Origin of the sequence: Komagataeibacter rhaeticus (assembly GCF_003207855.1) — a bacterium.
Lineage (GTDB): Bacteria > Pseudomonadota > Alphaproteobacteria > Acetobacterales > Acetobacteraceae > Komagataeibacter > Komagataeibacter rhaeticus.
Map to the genome: position 1 here is coordinate 193,187 of NZ_NKTZ01000002.1, position 14,964 is coordinate 208,150.

12 protein-coding genes are annotated in these 14,964 nt (G+C 64.9%); 7 read left to right on the forward strand and 5 right to left on the reverse strand.

The annotated features are described in order from the left end of the window. The first annotated feature begins 10 nt into the window (after positions 1-10). The 3 genes from carB (at position 11) to CFR78_RS03105 (ending at position 5,084) form a co-directional block, all read left to right on the forward strand. The gene (gene carB, locus CFR78_RS03095) at positions 11-3,265 is read left to right on the forward strand and encodes a carbamoyl-phosphate synthase large subunit (protein ID WP_007399683.1); all 3,255 of its coding nucleotides are present in this window, start codon (positions 11-13) and stop codon (positions 3,263-3,265) included. A 136-nt stretch (positions 3,266-3,401) separates the two neighbouring features. After that, on the forward strand, positions 3,402-3,875 hold the full coding sequence (gene greA / locus CFR78_RS03100; protein ID WP_007399682.1) for a transcription elongation factor GreA: 474 nt from the start codon (positions 3,402-3,404) through the stop codon (positions 3,873-3,875). A gap of 12 nt (positions 3,876-3,887) precedes the next feature. Then, entirely contained in the window at positions 3,888-5,084 is a 1,197-nt protein-coding gene (locus CFR78_RS03105; RefSeq protein WP_007399681.1) for a threonine ammonia-lyase, read from the forward strand. Positions 5,085-5,233: 149 nt separating this feature from the next. Here the strand turns inward: CFR78_RS03105 and upp are convergent, their stop codons facing one another. Together upp and msrB are read right to left on the reverse strand one after the other, a co-directional pair. Next, positions 5,234-5,893 carry a uracil phosphoribosyltransferase gene (upp, locus tag CFR78_RS03110; RefSeq protein WP_007399680.1) on the reverse strand — a complete coding sequence of 220 codons (660 nt, stop codon included), beginning with the start codon at positions 5,891-5,893 and terminating at the stop codon, positions 5,234-5,236. A gap of 26 nt (positions 5,894-5,919) precedes the next feature. Then, positions 5,920-6,321 (reverse strand): peptide-methionine (R)-S-oxide reductase MsrB, encoded by a 402-nt coding sequence (gene msrB, locus CFR78_RS03115; RefSeq protein ID WP_007399679.1) that lies wholly within the window; start codon positions 6,319-6,321, stop codon positions 5,920-5,922. A gap of 91 nt (positions 6,322-6,412) precedes the next feature. Between msrB and gpmI the strand changes: the two genes are divergently transcribed. The 4 genes from gpmI to CFR78_RS03135 all read left to right on the forward strand — a co-directional run bounded on the left by gpmI (position 6,413) and on the right by CFR78_RS03135 (position 11,585). Beyond that, positions 6,413-7,966 carry a 2,3-bisphosphoglycerate-independent phosphoglycerate mutase gene (gpmI, locus tag CFR78_RS03120; RefSeq protein WP_034933108.1) on the forward strand — a complete coding sequence of 518 codons (1,554 nt, stop codon included), beginning with the start codon at positions 6,413-6,415 and terminating at the stop codon, positions 7,964-7,966. A gap of 68 nt (positions 7,967-8,034) precedes the next feature. Then, on the forward strand, positions 8,035-9,309 hold the full coding sequence (locus tag CFR78_RS03125) for a murein hydrolase activator EnvC family protein (RefSeq protein WP_240471493.1): 1,275 nt from the start codon (positions 8,035-8,037) through the stop codon (positions 9,307-9,309). 150 nt (positions 9,310-9,459) lie between these two features. Next, positions 9,460-11,061, forward strand: a complete 1,602-nt coding sequence (locus CFR78_RS03130) for a S41 family peptidase (protein ID WP_034933114.1) — start codon at positions 9,460-9,462, stop codon at positions 11,059-11,061. Between the two features lie 20 nt (positions 11,062-11,081). Next, a complete protein-coding gene (locus CFR78_RS03135) occupies positions 11,082-11,585 on the forward strand; it encodes an RNA pyrophosphohydrolase (protein ID WP_039999653.1) in 504 nt (167 codons plus the stop codon). Here the strand turns inward: CFR78_RS03135 and CFR78_RS03140 are convergent. The 3 genes from CFR78_RS03140 to CFR78_RS03150 form a co-directional block, all read right to left on the reverse strand. After that, positions 11,567-11,986 (reverse strand): NUDIX hydrolase, encoded by a 420-nt coding sequence (locus tag CFR78_RS03140; protein WP_034933117.1) that lies wholly within the window; start codon positions 11,984-11,986, stop codon positions 11,567-11,569. The genes CFR78_RS03135 and CFR78_RS03140 overlap by 19 nt on opposite strands. A 162-nt stretch (positions 11,987-12,148) precedes the next feature. Continuing rightward, the gene (locus tag CFR78_RS03145) at positions 12,149-13,723 is read right to left on the reverse strand and encodes a DHA2 family efflux MFS transporter permease subunit (protein ID WP_007399672.1); all 1,575 of its coding nucleotides are present in this window, start codon (positions 13,721-13,723) and stop codon (positions 12,149-12,151) included. After that, on the reverse strand, positions 13,720-14,826 hold the full coding sequence (locus CFR78_RS03150; RefSeq protein WP_034933120.1) for an HlyD family secretion protein: 1,107 nt from the start codon (positions 14,824-14,826) through the stop codon (positions 13,720-13,722). The genes CFR78_RS03145 and CFR78_RS03150 overlap by 4 nt, the downstream gene beginning before the upstream one ends. Between the last annotated feature and the right edge of the window lie 138 nt (positions 14,827-14,964).

The window sequence follows — 14,964 nt, forward strand, 5'->3', positions numbered from 1 at the left end:
CCGACCCGACATGCCAAAACGGACAGACATACGCTCCATCCTGATTATCGGCGCCGGCCCGATCGTGATCGGTCAGGCGTGCGAATTCGACTATTCCGGCGCACAGGCGTGCAAGGCCCTGAAGGAAGAGGGCTATCGCGTCATTCTGGTCAACTCCAACCCCGCCACGATCATGACCGATCCGGGGCTGGCGGATGCGACCTATATCGAACCCATCACCCCGGAATTCGTCGAGCGCATCATCGCGCGTGAAAAGCCCGATGCCATCCTGCCCACCATGGGCGGCCAGACCGCGCTGAACACGGCCATGGCGCTGGACAGGTCGGGCTTCCTGAAAAAGCACAACGTCGAACTGATCGGCGCGAATGCCGAAGTGATCGACCGGGCGGAAGACCGGCAGAAATTCCGCGAGGCGATGGATGAAATCGGCATCGAAAGCCCGCGCAGCCTGATCGCCCACACGCTGGAGGAAGCACGGCGCGCGCTGGAAACCGTGGGCCTGCCCGCCGTGATCCGCCCGTCATTCACCATGGGTGGCTCGGGCGGCGGCATTGCCTACAACAGGGAAGAATTCGACCGCATCGTCTCCTCCGGGCTTGATGCCTCCCCCACCACGGAAGTCCTGATCGAGGAATCCGTGCTGGGCTGGAAAGAGTACGAGATGGAGGTCGTGCGCGACACGGCGGATAACTGCATCATCATCTGCTCCATCGAGAACATCGACCCGATGGGCGTCCATACCGGCGACTCGATTACCGTGGCCCCCGCGCTGACGCTTACGGACAAGGAATACCAGCGCCTGCGTGACATGTCGCTGGCCTGCCTGCGCAGGATCGGGGTGGAAACGGGCGGGTCGAACGTACAGTTCGGCATCAACCCCGTCGATGGCCGCGTTGTGGTGATCGAGATGAACCCGCGCGTGTCGCGTTCCTCCGCCCTTGCGTCCAAGGCCACGGGCTTCCCGATTGCCAAGGTCGCGGCCAAGCTGGCCGTGGGCTATACGCTGGATGAACTGACCAACGACATTACCGGCAGCACGCCTGCGTCGTTCGAACCCACGATCGACTACGTGGTGGTCAAGATCCCGCGCTTCACGTTCGAGAAGTTCCCCGGCACGCCGGCCCTGCTGTCCACCAGCATGAAATCGGTGGGCGAGGCGATGGCCATTGGCCGTTCCTTCCCCGAGGCGCTGCAGAAGGGCCTGCGCTCGATGGAAATCGGGCTGGCGGGGCTGGACCCGGTGGAAGCGCCGGGCGATGGCGGGCCGGATGCCTTCCGCGCCGCCCTGTCCCAGCCGCGTCCCGAACGCATCCTGATGGCAGCACAGGCCCTGCGCGCCGGGCTGAGTGTGGAGGACATCCACGACGCCTGCCGCTTCGAGCCGTGGTTCCTGCGCGAACTTGCCAAGATCGTGGCCGCCGAGCACGCGGTGGTGCGCGACGGCCTGCCGGAGGACGCCGACAGCCTGCGCGCGCTGAAGGCCATGGGCTTTTCCGACATCCAGCTGGCCCGCCTGTCCGGCACGCAGGAGGGCGAAGTGGCGAAGCTGCGCGAAAGCCGGGGCGTACTGCCGGTTTACAAGCGCATCGACACCTGTGCCGGTGAGTTCGCCTCCCCCACGCCGTACATGTATTCGTCCTATGAAGGCGGATACGGGGTGCCGGAATGTGAAAGCCGCCCGACCGACCGCAGGAAGATCGTCATCCTTGGTGGTGGCCCGAACCGCATTGGCCAGGGGATCGAGTTCGACTACTGCTGCGTCCATGCCGCCTATGCATTGCGTGAGGCCGGTTTCGAGACGATCATGGTCAACTGCAACCCCGAGACCGTCTCGACCGACTATGACACGTCCGACCGCCTGTATTTCGAGCCGCTGACGGCGGAAGACGTGATTGCCCTGATCCGGCGCGAGCAGGCAAAGGGCACCGTTCTGGGCTGCATCGTGCAGTATGGCGGGCAGACCCCGCTCAAGCTGTCACGCGCGCTGGAAGCGGCGGGCATCCCGCTGCTGGGCACGCCGGCCGATGCAATCGACCGCGCCGAGGACCGCGAGCGCTTCCAGGCCATGCTGCACAGGCTTGGCCTGCGCCAGCCCGCCAACGGCATCGCCCGCAACCCGGCCGAGGCCGAGGCGGTGGCCGAGAAGATCGGCTACCCCGTGGTGGTCCGCCCCTCCTACGTGCTGGGGGGGCGCGCGATGGAAATCGTGCATGACCGCGCCAGCCTGCAGCGCTACATGCGCGTGGCGTTGCAACTTGCCGGCGCGGAAGTGGCAAACGGCCCGGTGCTGATCGACCATTACCTGAACGATGCGATCGAGGCGGATGTGGACTGCATCGCCGATGGCAACGAGGTGTATGTGGCCGGCGTGATGGAACATATCGAGGAGGCGGGCATCCATTCGGGGGACAGCGCGTGTTCGCTGCCGCCCTACACGCTCTCGCCCGCCATCGTGACCGAACTCAAGGCCCAGACGGAGGCCATGGCGCGCGAGCTTGGCATCGTGGGATTGATGAACGTGCAGTACGCGATCAAGGGCCACGACATTTTCGTGCTGGAGGTCAACCCGCGTGCCTCGCGCACCGTGCCGTTCGTGGCCAAGGCCACGGGGGTTCCGGTCGCCAAGATTGGCGCACGGGTCATGGCGGGGGCGAAGCTGGGTGAATTCCGGCTTGATGACCGCGCCGTCGCCCCGCATGTGGCGGTGAAGGAAGCGGTGTTCCCCTTCAACCGCTTCCCCGATGTGGACACGATCCTTGGCCCGGAAATGCGCTCCACGGGTGAGGTGATGGGGCTTGATGCCTCGTTCGAGCGCGCATTCGCCAAATCGCAGCTTGCGGCGGGTGTGAAGCTGCCGCGCTCGGGCACGGTGTTCCTGTCCGTGCGTGACAGTGACAAGGCTGCCGTCAAGTCGATCGGCCGCCTGCTGGCGGAAATGGGCTTTACCATCATGGCCACCCGCGGCACGGCAAAATGCCTGCGGGAAGCGGGCGTGAACGTGAATGTGGTCAACAAGGTGCTGGAAGGCCGCCCGAACTGTGTCGATGCCATCCGCTCGGGTGAGATCCAGATGGTCATCAACACGGCCCAGGGTGCGCAGGCGGTCAGCGACAGCTTTGACATCCGCCGTTCGGCGCTGACGCACGGCATTCCGCACTACACCACAATCGCCGGTGCGCGGGCCGCAACCCATGCCATTTCGGCCATGCGCGAGGGGGTTCTTGAAGTCGCGCCGCTTCAATCCTATTTTAAGGGATCATTCTGAGCGTATCGCACAACGCGGGTGGTCCTCTGCTGGTCCCAAGGCTGGCAGGCCGCCCGCGTCGTATTACAGGCGATAGGCCCGGGCACAGCAACCAACAGTCAGTTGCGGAAACTGACCTTCACCTCGGGGACAAACCTTGCAGAAATTTCCGATGACAGGCCCCGGCCTGCAACGGCTTGAAGACGAACTGCGCAAGCTCAAGAGTGAAGAACGCCCCGCGATCATTCGCGCGATCGCCGAAGCGCGAAGCCATGGCGATCTTTCCGAAAACGCGGAATACCACGCGGCGCGTGAACGCCAGTCCTTTACCGAAGGCCGTATCCAGGAACTGGAGGAGATCGTCTCCTCCGCCGAAGTGATCGACCCCGCCTCCCTTTCCGGCGACCAGGTGAAATTCGGTGCCCGCGTCAAGCTGGTGGATGAGGAAACCGACAGGGAAGCCTCCTACCAGATCGTTGGCGTGTACGAAGCCGACATCAAGCAGGGGCTCCTGTCCATTTCCTCGCCGCTGGCCAAGTCACTGATCGGCAAGAGCATTGGTGACACCGTGTCCGTCCCCGCCCCCGGCGGCGACCGGACTTACGAAATCCTGGAAGTCACCTACGGCTAGGCGCATCCGACCGTGATCACGCTTGAAGACATCACCGCCGCCGCACAGCGGATAAAGGGGCGCGTGCTGCATACGCCAACCGTGCCCTGCCAGACCCTCTCCCGCGCGACCGGGGCGGATATCGTGCTCAAGCTCGATAACCTTCAGGCCGTGGGTTCCTTCAAGGAGCGTGGGGCGGCCAACAAGCTGGCCCTGCTTACCCCGCGCGAACGCGAACGCGGGGTCATTACCGTCTCGGCTGGCAACCACGCGCAGGGTGTTGCCCGCCATGCGTCCCTGCTGGGCATTGACGCGGTGATCGTCATGCCGCGCTTCACACCCGCCGCCAAGGTCACGCGCACCGCGGCCTGGGGGGCCCGCGTGGTGCTGGAGGGCGACAACTTTGCCGAGGCCACCGCCCACGCCAACATGCTTTGCCAGCGCGAGGGGCGGGTATTCGTCCACCCCTATGACGACCCGGAAGTCATGGCGGGACAGGGCACCTTCGCGCTGGAACTGTTCGAGGATGCCGGCCCGCTTGATACCCTTGTCTGCCCCATCGGGGGGGGCGGCCTGCTTGCGGGCTGCGCGGTGGCGGGCCGCGCGCTCCAGCCGGGCATGGACATCATTGGCGTGCAGGTGGAAAATTTCTCCTCCCTGTCCGGTTTCCCCGGGGACGAGGTGATGCCACCCGGCGGGGCCACCATTGCCGAGGGCATCGCGGTGCTCCAGATCGGGCGCCAGCCGCTGGAAGTCATCCGCGAACTGGTTTCCAGCGTGCTGGTCGTGCCTGAAAGCGCGATCGAGACCGCGATCACCATGCTGGCGGAAGGCGCCAAGCAGGTCAGCGAGGGCGCGGGAGCCACGGCGCTGGCCGCCGTGCTGACCTATCCCGAACTGTTCCGGGGCAAGCGGGTGGCGCTGCCGGTGACGGGCGGCAATATCGACAGCCGCATCCTGGCCAACACGCTGCTGCGCTCGCTGCTGCGCGACGGGCGGCTTTTGTGCCTGAAGATGGAAATACCCGACCGCCCCGGCGTGCTGGCCGACATTGCGCAGAAAATCAGCGCGGCAGGCGGCAACATCATCGAGGTCTCGCACCAGCGCCTGTTCACCACGCCCAGCGTGCAGGCCGCCGAGCTTGAGGTGATGATCGAGGCCCGCGACCCCGACCATGCCCGCGCGCTGGAAGCGGAACTGGCCAAGACCTATATCGTCCGCCGCGCCTGATAAAATAAAGATAAGGAAATAAAAGTTTTTGGGTACCGCCTTTTTTCAAAAAGGCGGCATTCCCTGAAGCTTTTTGAAAAAAGCTTCACCAGGAACTTCTTGTCCTGAAAAAGACTGCGGGGGCGGCATGCAGCCACCCCCGCAGTTTTTTATTTGGTGCCGAACAGACGGTCGCCCGCATCACCCAGGCCGGGGCGGATATAGCCATGCTCGTCCAGCCCACGGTCAATCGCGCAGGTGACAATGCGCACATCGGGGTGGGCCTTGCGCAGGCAGGCCACCCCTTCGGGGGAGGCCAGAAGGCAGACGAACACCATGCGCGTGCAACCCGCCTGCTTCAGCCGGTCAATGGCGGCAACGGCACTGTGGCCGGTGGCCAGCATCGGGTCCACCACCAGGCAGATGCGGTTGCCTACATCATCGGGCAGCTTCAGGTAGTATTCGACCGGTTCCAGCGTCTCGGGGTCACGGTACAGGCCGACATGGCCGATACGGGCGGAGGGTACAAGGTCAAGCAGCCCGTCCAGGATGCCATTGCCCGCGCGCAGGATGGAAATCAGGCACAGCTTCTTGCCCGCCAGGCGCCTGGCCTGCATGGGCTCAAGCGGGGTTTCGATCTCCACCGGTTCCAGCGGCAGGTCACGCATGGCCTCGTAGCCGATCAGCAGGCTGAGTTCGCGCGCCAGGTGGCGGAACGCGCCGGTTGACGTATCGCGCTCACGCATGAGGGTCAGCTTGTGCTGGACCAGCGGGTGGTTGACGACAATCACGTCTTCATCATGCGGGGCGGCAGGTTCGGTCATATTCATTCCTTCAGGATCGTTGGGTTGCGTTATCAGCTTGCGCCATCACGCGGGACGAAAGTCAATGCCAGTCCGTTCATGCAGTAACGCAGCCCGGTCGGCGGTGGCCCGTCGGGGAAGACGTGGCCAAGGTGGCCGTTGCAGTGCGCGCAGTGCACTTCCGTGCGGGTCATGCCGTGGCTGGTATCGGTCGTGGTGCCCAGCGCGCCGGGAATGGCATCGTAAAACGAGGGCCAGCCGCTGCCGCTCTCATATTTCGTGCCGGAGTAAAACAGCGGCGTGCCGCAGCCCGCGCAACGATATTCACCGGCACGCTTTTCACTGTTCAGCGGGCTGGAACCGGGGCGCTCGGTCCCGTGTTCACGCAGGATGCGCAGCTGCTCGGGGGTCAGGCAGCCGCACTGGTTCCCACCCTTGTCTGCTTTATCGGACATGGCTGTTTCTTTCCTTTGTCACACGGGCATTTCACGCGCGGCCCTTTTAGGGCATCATGGCATACAAAATAAAACAGGGAGACAATACCCAATGAACGACCAGGTTGCAGCGAACAAGCCCCCCCGCCCCGTCATGCTGGTGGTGCTTGACGGTTTTGGCTGGCGCGAGGACCCGGCGGACAATGCCGTCAGGGCCGCCCGCACCCCGGCATTCGACACGCTGTGGCAGGCAGGGCCGCGCGCCTTCCTCAAGACCTGTGGGGAGGATGTGGGCCTGCCGCAAGGGCAGATGGGCAATTCCGAGGTCGGTCACCTCAATATCGGCGCGGGCCGGGTGGTGATGCAGGAACTGCCCCGCATTTCCACGGGGCTTGCCGATGGTTCGGTGGCAAAGGGCGCGGTCATGCGGGATTTCATCGCCGCACTGAAAAAAAGCGGCGGCACCTGCCACCTGATGGGCCTTGTCTCCCCCGGTGGCGTGCATGCCCATCAGGACCATGCGGCGGCCCTTGCCCGCATCCTGCGCGAAGCGGATGTGCCCGTGACCTTCCATATCTTTACCGATGGGCGCGACACCGCGCCCCGTTCGGGGCACGACTATGTCAGCACCCTGCTGGCCAGCCTGCCGGCGGGTGTGAAGATCGGCACCGTATCGGGCCGCTACTACGCCATGGACCGTGACCGCCGGTGGGACCGGGTGGAAAAGACCTACAACGCCATCGTATCCGGACAGGGGGAAAAGGCGGGCGATGCGCTGGAAGTGCTGGACCGCGCCTATGCGGCGGGCATCACGGACGAGTTTGTCGTCCCCACCGTGATCGGGGAATATGGCGGCATGCGCGACGGGGATGGCGTGCTGAGCTTCAACTTCCGCGCCGACCGCATCCGCCAGCTGCTCGATGCGCTGCTGGAACCGGATTTCGAGGGGTTCAGACGCACGAAGGTGGTCAATACCGCCGCCGTCGTGGGCATGACGCGCTACAGCGACCGGCTGGCGGAACTGATTGCCGTGCTGTTCCCGCCACAGGAACTGCATGACCTGCTGGGGGATGTGGTATCGGAAGCCGGGCTGAAGCAGGTCCGCATGGCGGAGACCGAGAAATACCCCCACGTCACCTATTTCCTCAATGGCGGGCGCGAGCGCCAGCTACCGGGGGAGGACCGTGTCATGGTCCCCTCCCCCAAGGTCGCGACCTATGACCTGCAGCCCGAGATGTCGGCCCCGGAACTGACCGACCGCGCGGTGGAAGCCATCGAGAGCGGCCAATACGACCTGATCGTGCTGAACTTCGCCAATGCGGACATGGTGGGCCATACCGGCGTGCTGTCGGCCGCGATCCGGGCGGTCGAGGCGGTGGATACCGGGCTGGGCCGGATTGTAAACGCCATTCACCACATGGGCGGGGCATTGCTGGTCACGGCCGACCACGGTAATGCGGAAACCATGTTCGACCCCGAGACCAATGGCCCCCATACCGCCCATACGCTGAACGTGGTGCCCGTGGTGCTGACCGGCGTGCCCGGTGCCCGGCTGCATGATGGCAGGCTGGCCGACCTGGCCCCCACGCTGCTGCAGATCATGGGCCTGCCCCAGCCCACCGCCATGACGGGCCATTCCCTGCTGGACGGGCCTGCGCCATCCTGACAGCACGCCTGAACCCGTTCCCCCGCTGGCGGGGTCATCTGGCCCGCGGGGCTGCCCTTGCATGCTCCATGCTGGCGGCCCCGGCGTGGGCGGCGGCCGGCCATGCCCCCCACGCCACGACCGCGCACGCGGCCCATGCCGGCACGCATGCCGCCAGCGAGCAGCAGATCCGCCAGCAGATCGAAGCCGCCCGCACCGCGCGCGCGGACCTGCTGGCGCGCCAGCAGCAGCAGGCGCGTGACCTGGAGGACCGCCGCAAGGCGCAGCAGGCCGCGCGCGAACAGGCCGATGCCGATGCCCGGAAGGCAGCCAGCCTGTCCGCCGCCACGGTCGACGCCACGGCGCGCCTGCAGCACACCGAACAGCAGGCCGCCGACCTGGACAGCCGCATTGCCGACCTGCATACCGAGCAGGCGGCCCTCCAGCAGCAGCTTGCGCGTGAGACGGCGCGCCTTTCCCCACTGCTGCCCCTTGCCGAACGGCTTTCCCTCTACCCTGCCGATACCCTGCTGGCCGTGCCCCTGCCCGCCGACCGCGCGGTGACCGGCCTGCTGGTGGTACATGGCATGATGGCCGACATCGCCCGCCAGGCCCGCGCCATCCATGACCGCCGCGCCCGCCTGGCCCAGCTTGATACCGAACTGGCCCGGCAGCAGCAGCAGATGCATCAGGTGGTGAGCGAGCGCGAGAGCCAGCGCGAAAGCGTCAACCGTGCCGCCCATGCCGCGCTGGAAGCCCAGCAGCGCTCGAACGCGGCAGCCCAGAGTGCCACGCAGGCGGTGGCGGACGCCGCCCGCCGTGCCTCCAGCGTGCAGGACGCCATCGCCCGCATAGAAGCCACCGAGGAACAGGCGGAAAAGAACCTTGAACAGGCCGCCCGCGCCGCCGAACGCGCCCATGACATGCAGGCCGCCACCGCCGCGCGCCGGAAGGTACAGGAAATGGAGACAGGTGCCGGTCCCGGCATGACCACCGCCAGCGCGGGCGCACCGGTTGCGGGCAGCGTGCTGACGGCATGGGGCAAGACCACCGAAAGCGGCCCCGCCACCGGCGTGACCTATGCCCCCCCCTCGCGCGCCACCGTGCGCGCGCCCTGCACGGGACGGGTTGATTTTGCCGGTGCCTTCCGCACATACGGGCAGATGATGATCATTGACTGTGGCAAGCATTACCGTTTCGTGCTGGCGGGGCTGGGCGAGATTGCGGTGGCGGCGGGCCAGCAGGTCAGCCATGGCGCGGCGGTCGGCCAGATGCCACCATGGGGGGGAGGCGACAGCAGGCCCACCCTGTTCGTGCAGCTGCGCCATGGGGGCGCCACCGTCAACCCGGCCCCGTACCTGTGAGGAACGGGCGTGATACGGTTTTATCCGCATGCAGGTTCGGTATATGCTGCCCACCCGTGACGGATGGGCAGGATCACGTTACAACGCAACGCGAAGAGTACATGCAGGCCAGCCAGACCATGGTGGCGGGTATCCAGGAGACAACGACGCATGAAGTTCCGTAATGGCTTGCTGATCGGTTGCGCCTTTCTTGCAGGGATCGTGGCGGCCCCGCAGATCACCTATTATTCAGTCAGCCGATGGGCCAACCTGGCCCCCATGGCCCATGCGGCGGACCCTGCCCCCACCAAGGATGACAACTCCCCGCACGAGATCGAACAGCTGATGTTCCTGTTCGGTTACGTACTGGAAAAGGTGAAGGCCAATTATGTCGAGCCGGTCTCGACACGCGACCTGATCACCAACGCGCTCAACGGCATGCTCAGCGGGCTGGACCCGCACAGTTCGTACATGACCGAAAAGCAGTTCTCCGACCTGCAGGTCCAGACCAAGGGGTCCTTTGGCGGGCTGGGGCTGGAAGTGCAGGGCGAGGACGGGCATGTACGCGTGGTCTCCCCCATTGATGACACGCCCGCCGCCCGCGCGGGCATCAAGCCCGGTGACTTCATCGTGGCCATTGATGGCAAGAACATCGATGGTCAGGCGCTGGATCAGGTCGTGACCCAGATGCGCGGCAAGCCCGATACCCGCATCACGCTGACGCTGATCCGTGAAAAGGCGCCCAAGCCCATCATCGTTACCCTGACGCGCGCGATCATTCCGCTGCTGGTCATCAAATCCGCGCTGTATGACAATGTGGGCTACATCCGAATCGCGCAGTTCAACGAGGAAACCCAGTCCGGCCTGCTGGCGGCCTACAAGAAGCTGCAGGCCCAGACACACAACAAGATGGCGGGGCTGATCATCGACCTGCGCTCCGACCCCGGCGGGCTGCTGACACAGGCCATCGACGTCAGTTCCGACTTCATCCGCAGCGGCGAGATCGTGTCCACCCGCGCCCGCCACCCGCAGGACAGCCAGCGCTGGGATGCCCATAATACCGACATCACCGGCGGCCTGCCCATTGTCGTCCTGATCAATGGCGGCTCCGCTTCCGCCTCCGAAATCGTGGCCGGGGCATTGCAGGACCACCAGCGCGCCGTCCTGCTGGGTGAAAAGACATTCGGCAAGGGGTCGGTGCAGACCATCCTGCCCATTCCGGGCGAAGGGGCAATCCGCCTGACCACGGCGCGCTACTACACGCCGTCCGGCCGGTCCATACAGGGGCTGGGCATCATGCCCGACATTCCCGTGCGCGAAGCGCATGACGATGCGGGCTACAGCATCCATGAAGCCGATCTGGCCCATATCATCAAGAACCGTGGTGGCAACACCGCCCAGCCCCCGTCGCGCACGGACCTGCCCGCCATCGCCAAGTCCATCCCCGCCCAGCCGCCCGCCAGCTGGCCCGCTTACGATCCCGCCAAGCCCACGACCGATTTCCAGCTACAGGAAGGGCTGAGGGTCGTGCGCGCCATGGCGGGCCTGCCCGTGGCGGCCGAACCCCCGATCCGTGATGACAGGACACAGGCAACCCCCGTGTCCAGCGCGGCCACGCCACCCAAGGCCGCGACACCCGCCACCCCTGCCACACCGGCCACGCCCGGGACACCTGCCACGCCGGCTCCGGCGGAAAAGGAGGCACCGCCCGCGGCGCCCGTCCCGACCCCTCCGGCCAAGCCTGCGGCACCCGCAGCGCCCACCCATCCATGAGCATGCCGGAAACCCGCTTGATGACCGATCCCGCCACCCTGCCCTATCGCCCCAATGTGGGTGCGCTTGTCTTCAACCGTCAGGGCGAGGTGTTTGTCGCGCGCCGCACCGACATGCCGGGCGCGGGCGGCCCACCGGAACAGGGCGTATGGCAGTGCCCGCAGGGCGGCATTGACGAAGGCGAGACGCCGGAAGTGGCCGTGCTGCGCGAACTGCATGAGGAAACCGGCACCACGGCGGCCAGCATCATCGCCACCTATCCCGAATGGCTGAGCTACGACCTGCCCGCGCACCTGATCGGCAAGGCGCTGGGCGGCCGCTATCGCGGCCAGAGGCAGCGCTGGTTTGCCCTGCGCTATACCGGCGATGGCCATGATATCCGGCTGGATATGCAGGTTCCGGCTGAATTCGATCTGTGGAAATGGGTGCCGCTGGCGCAGCTTCCCCTGCTCAATGTGGGCATCAAGAAGGAAATCTATGCCCGGCTGGCGGCATATTTCGCCCCTTACGCCACCGCTGCCTGAGGCAGGAGCCCCGCCCGTACAAGGGCTGCCAGCACGCTGCCATGCATCAGTGGGGCCAGCGGCAGCCCCGTGATATCGGCCACCCCGGCCCAGCGCAGTTCGGCAATTTCAGCAGCAGGAATGGGCGCGCCCTCCAGCCGTGCGGCCCATATGCGGGCCTGCACGATATGGTCCGGCTCATTGGCCGCCGCATCCCTGAACGTTCCGGGCAGTTCAGGCCCCGGTATCAGGTCACAGCCCAGTTCCTCACGAATTTCACGGCGCAGGGCATCCAGCGGGGCCTCGCCCGGTTCCGGCTTGCCGCCGGGAAGCATGAAGGGTGTCGTGCCGCGCTTGCGGACAAGCAGCAGTCGTTCGTCCGCAATAATCGCCGCACAGACAACCCTGATCAGCCCTGCCATGCCTGTTCCCTTTCCACCCTGCCGTGAAAAAGCAGGTCGTAAATGACAAAAAATTTCTGGCGAAGCTTTTCCCTGAAAGCTTCAGGGACGGCCGCCTTTTTTCAAAAAGGCGGCAGCCGAAAACTTTTGTCCTGTATCCACTGACTGTCTTGACGCGTCTTCTTACTTATTCCCGCCTTTGAGCGGTGACATAAGGAAGCAGAAGGGTACGACAAGCATGCACCCTATGCCAAGGATCATGAACACCTCGTTATAGGCCAGGATGGCGACCTGCTTCTGGAACTCGGAATACAGCCGTCCCATGGCCACCCGGTCAAGCGCCCCCTGCGCATAACCGCGCGCCGCGGCAACCACGCGGCCATGGGCAAGGTATTCGTTATATGGCTGGTGGTAGGGGGTCATCCACTGCACCATGTTGCTCTGGTGCGCCTGGCGCAGTTCCGTCACCAGCGCCGTCGCTCCGGAAATACTGAGCGAACCCAGGACGTTACGCGCCATGCTGAACAGGGCCGAGCCATCGGCGTTCAGCCTGCGCGGCAGGGTGGCATAGGTAATGGTCGAGATTGGCACGAACAGGAAGGCCATCGTACCCGTCTGGCTCATGCGGAACAGCACCAGGTGCCTGAAGTCCAGCAACGGCACAAGCTGTGCTGACCAGAACATGGACACACCCATAAGGAAGAAGCCCAGAGCGATGATGTAGCGCAGCTGCACATGCTTCATCGCAATGCCGACCAGCGGGATCAGCACGATCACCACCATGCCGCCGGGCGAGAGGATCAGCCCGGACAGGGTGGCGGTATAACCCATGATCTGCTGGGAGAACTGCGGCACGATAATGGCCGAGGAATACAGCAGCGCCCCCACCGCGCCCATAAGGCCGGTGCCCACGGCGAAGTTGCGGTCCTTGAACACCCGCAGGTCCACCGCCGGGTTCTTCGCACGCAGCAGCCAGATGACCGCGCCACCTATGCCCAGCACCGCCAGGATGGCCATGACCACGATGATGCGCGAGCCGAACCAGTCCTCGTCCTCGCCCCGGTCAACGGCCACTTCAAGGCAGCCGAAGCCGATGGTGATCAGACCGATGCCCACGAAGTCCAGCGGGGCCTTCTGCTTGCGCGCCCATGGCGGGTCATCCACCATGATCGACACCGCGATGGTGGCCAGGATGCCCACCGGCACGTTGATGAAGAACACCCACCGCCATGAATAGTTATCGGTAATCCACCCGCCCAGCGACGGGCCGAGCACCGGCGCCACCACGGTGGCGATGGCGGTCAGGCCGAACGCCGCCGCCCGCTTGTTGGGGGGAAAGGTGTCCAGGATGATGGATTGCTGGTTGGGCTGCAGTCCGCCGCCAAAGAAGCCCTGCATCAGCCGGAACATGATCAGTTCGGGCAGGCTGGTGGAAATGCCGCACAGGAAGGACGACAGCGAGAACATGGAAATGCAGATCAGGAAATAATGCCTGCGCCCGAACAGCTTGCCCAGCCAGCCCGAAATCGTCAGCACGATGCCGTTGGCCACAAGGTAGGACGTCAGGGTCCATGTGGCATCATCGTAGGTGGAGGACAGGTTGCCCGCGATATGCGGCAGCGCCACGTTGACGATGGTGGTGTCCAGGATTTCCATGAACGCCGCCACCGTCACAACCACGGCAATCAGCCACGGGTTGTGCTTGGGTTTCCACTCCGTACCATCCGCCCCGCCGGAAGAAGCTGCGGCCGTGCTCATTCCGTATGGACCGTCGGTTCAACCGACAGGCCAAGCGCCAGCGGCAGGTCCTGACGCAGCCCCTCGTCGATCAGGATCTTGACCGGCACGCGCTGGACGATCTTCACGTAGTTGCCGGTCGCGTTCTCGGGCGGGAAGGCGCTGAAGGTCGCCCCCGTGCCCAGCTGGAGCGAATCCACATGCCCCTTCAGCTTCAGGAACGGATAGGCATCGATTGCAATATCCACCTTCTGGCCGGGCCGCATGTGGGTCAGCTGCGTTTCCTTGTAATTGGCCACCACCCAGATTTCGGGCTCGACAATGGAAAAGACGGTCTGGCCCGCGGTGACAAGGGTGCCACGCTCGATATTACGCTGTGAGATCCAGCCATCATGCGGGGCGCGGATCAGGGTCCATTCCACGTTCAGCTCCGCCTCGCGCAGCCTGGCCTCGGCCTGGGTCAGGGTGGCCTGCTGCTCGGTCACGCGTGCTTCGGTGCTGGCGATGTTGGGGATGACGGGCAGTGCTGTTTCAAGGTTGCCCTGTGCTTCAAGCACCTGCGCCTTGGCGGCATCCAGGGCCGCGGTGGCGTAGTCGATGTTCTGCTGCGATGTCGCCTCACGCGTTACACCGTGCTGGCGGCGGTAATCGGTTTCCGCCCGGAACTGCTGGGCCTGTGCGGCCTGCAGCTGGCCCTGCGCCACCATGAGGTGACCGGGAAAGTTCTTTTTCGCCACTTCGGCAAGCAGGGCGTAATTGTTGACCTGCGCGCGGGCGATATCGACCGCCGCCGCCGCCTGGTCACGCTGGGCGCGCCAGTTGCGGTCATCGATGCGGGCCAGGATGTCACCCTGATGCACGAACTGGTTGTCGTTCACCAGCAGTTCGGTCACGTACCCCCCCACATGCGGCGCCACGGCCACCGCGCGCCCGGCGGTAAAGGCATCATCGGTTTCGACCTCATTGCGGTGCAGGAACCAGTAGATCCCGCCCAGCACGATCACGGCCACGACAATGCCGATCAGGATCAGCTTGCGGCGCGGCGAGGCCTCCTTTTTCTCTTCCGCCCCGGGGCCGGGTGCGGCGTGTCCGTCTTCAGCTGCCTTGCCTTCATCCGCGGCCATCTGCTTCCCTCATCATCACTCTGATTGTGCCCCTGATCCTGTCACGCCATGCATTGACCGAACGGGTCGGTCAATGCATGGCACGAACCATGCCACACTTCAACCGCCATCGCCGGTTCCGATGCACATTCGCAGCGA

Coding starts and splice junctions, on each gene's coding strand:
- carB (WP_007399683.1), top strand. CDS start 11: ATGCCAAAACGGACAGACATACGCTCCATCCTGATTATCGGCGCCGGC.
- upp (WP_007399680.1), bottom strand. CDS start 5,893: ATGAATATGACCGAACCTGCCGCCCCGCATGATGAAGACGTGATTGTC.
- msrB (WP_007399679.1), bottom strand. CDS start 6,321: ATGTCCGATAAAGCAGACAAGGGTGGGAACCAGTGCGGCTGCCTGACC.
- gpmI (WP_034933108.1), top strand. CDS start 6,413: ATGAACGACCAGGTTGCAGCGAACAAGCCCCCCCGCCCCGTCATGCTG.
- CFR78_RS03125 (WP_240471493.1), top strand. CDS start 8,035: ATGCTGGCGGCCCCGGCGTGGGCGGCGGCCGGCCATGCCCCCCACGCC.
- CFR78_RS03130 (WP_034933114.1), top strand. CDS start 9,460: ATGAAGTTCCGTAATGGCTTGCTGATCGGTTGCGCCTTTCTTGCAGGG.
- CFR78_RS03135 (WP_039999653.1), top strand. CDS start 11,082: ATGACCGATCCCGCCACCCTGCCCTATCGCCCCAATGTGGGTGCGCTT.
- CFR78_RS03140 (WP_034933117.1), bottom strand. CDS start 11,986: ATGGCAGGGCTGATCAGGGTTGTCTGTGCGGCGATTATTGCGGACGAA.
- CFR78_RS03145 (WP_007399672.1), bottom strand. CDS start 13,723: ATGAGCACGGCCGCAGCTTCTTCCGGCGGGGCGGATGGTACGGAGTGG.
- CFR78_RS03150 (WP_034933120.1), bottom strand. CDS start 14,826: ATGGCCGCGGATGAAGGCAAGGCAGCTGAAGACGGACACGCCGCACCC.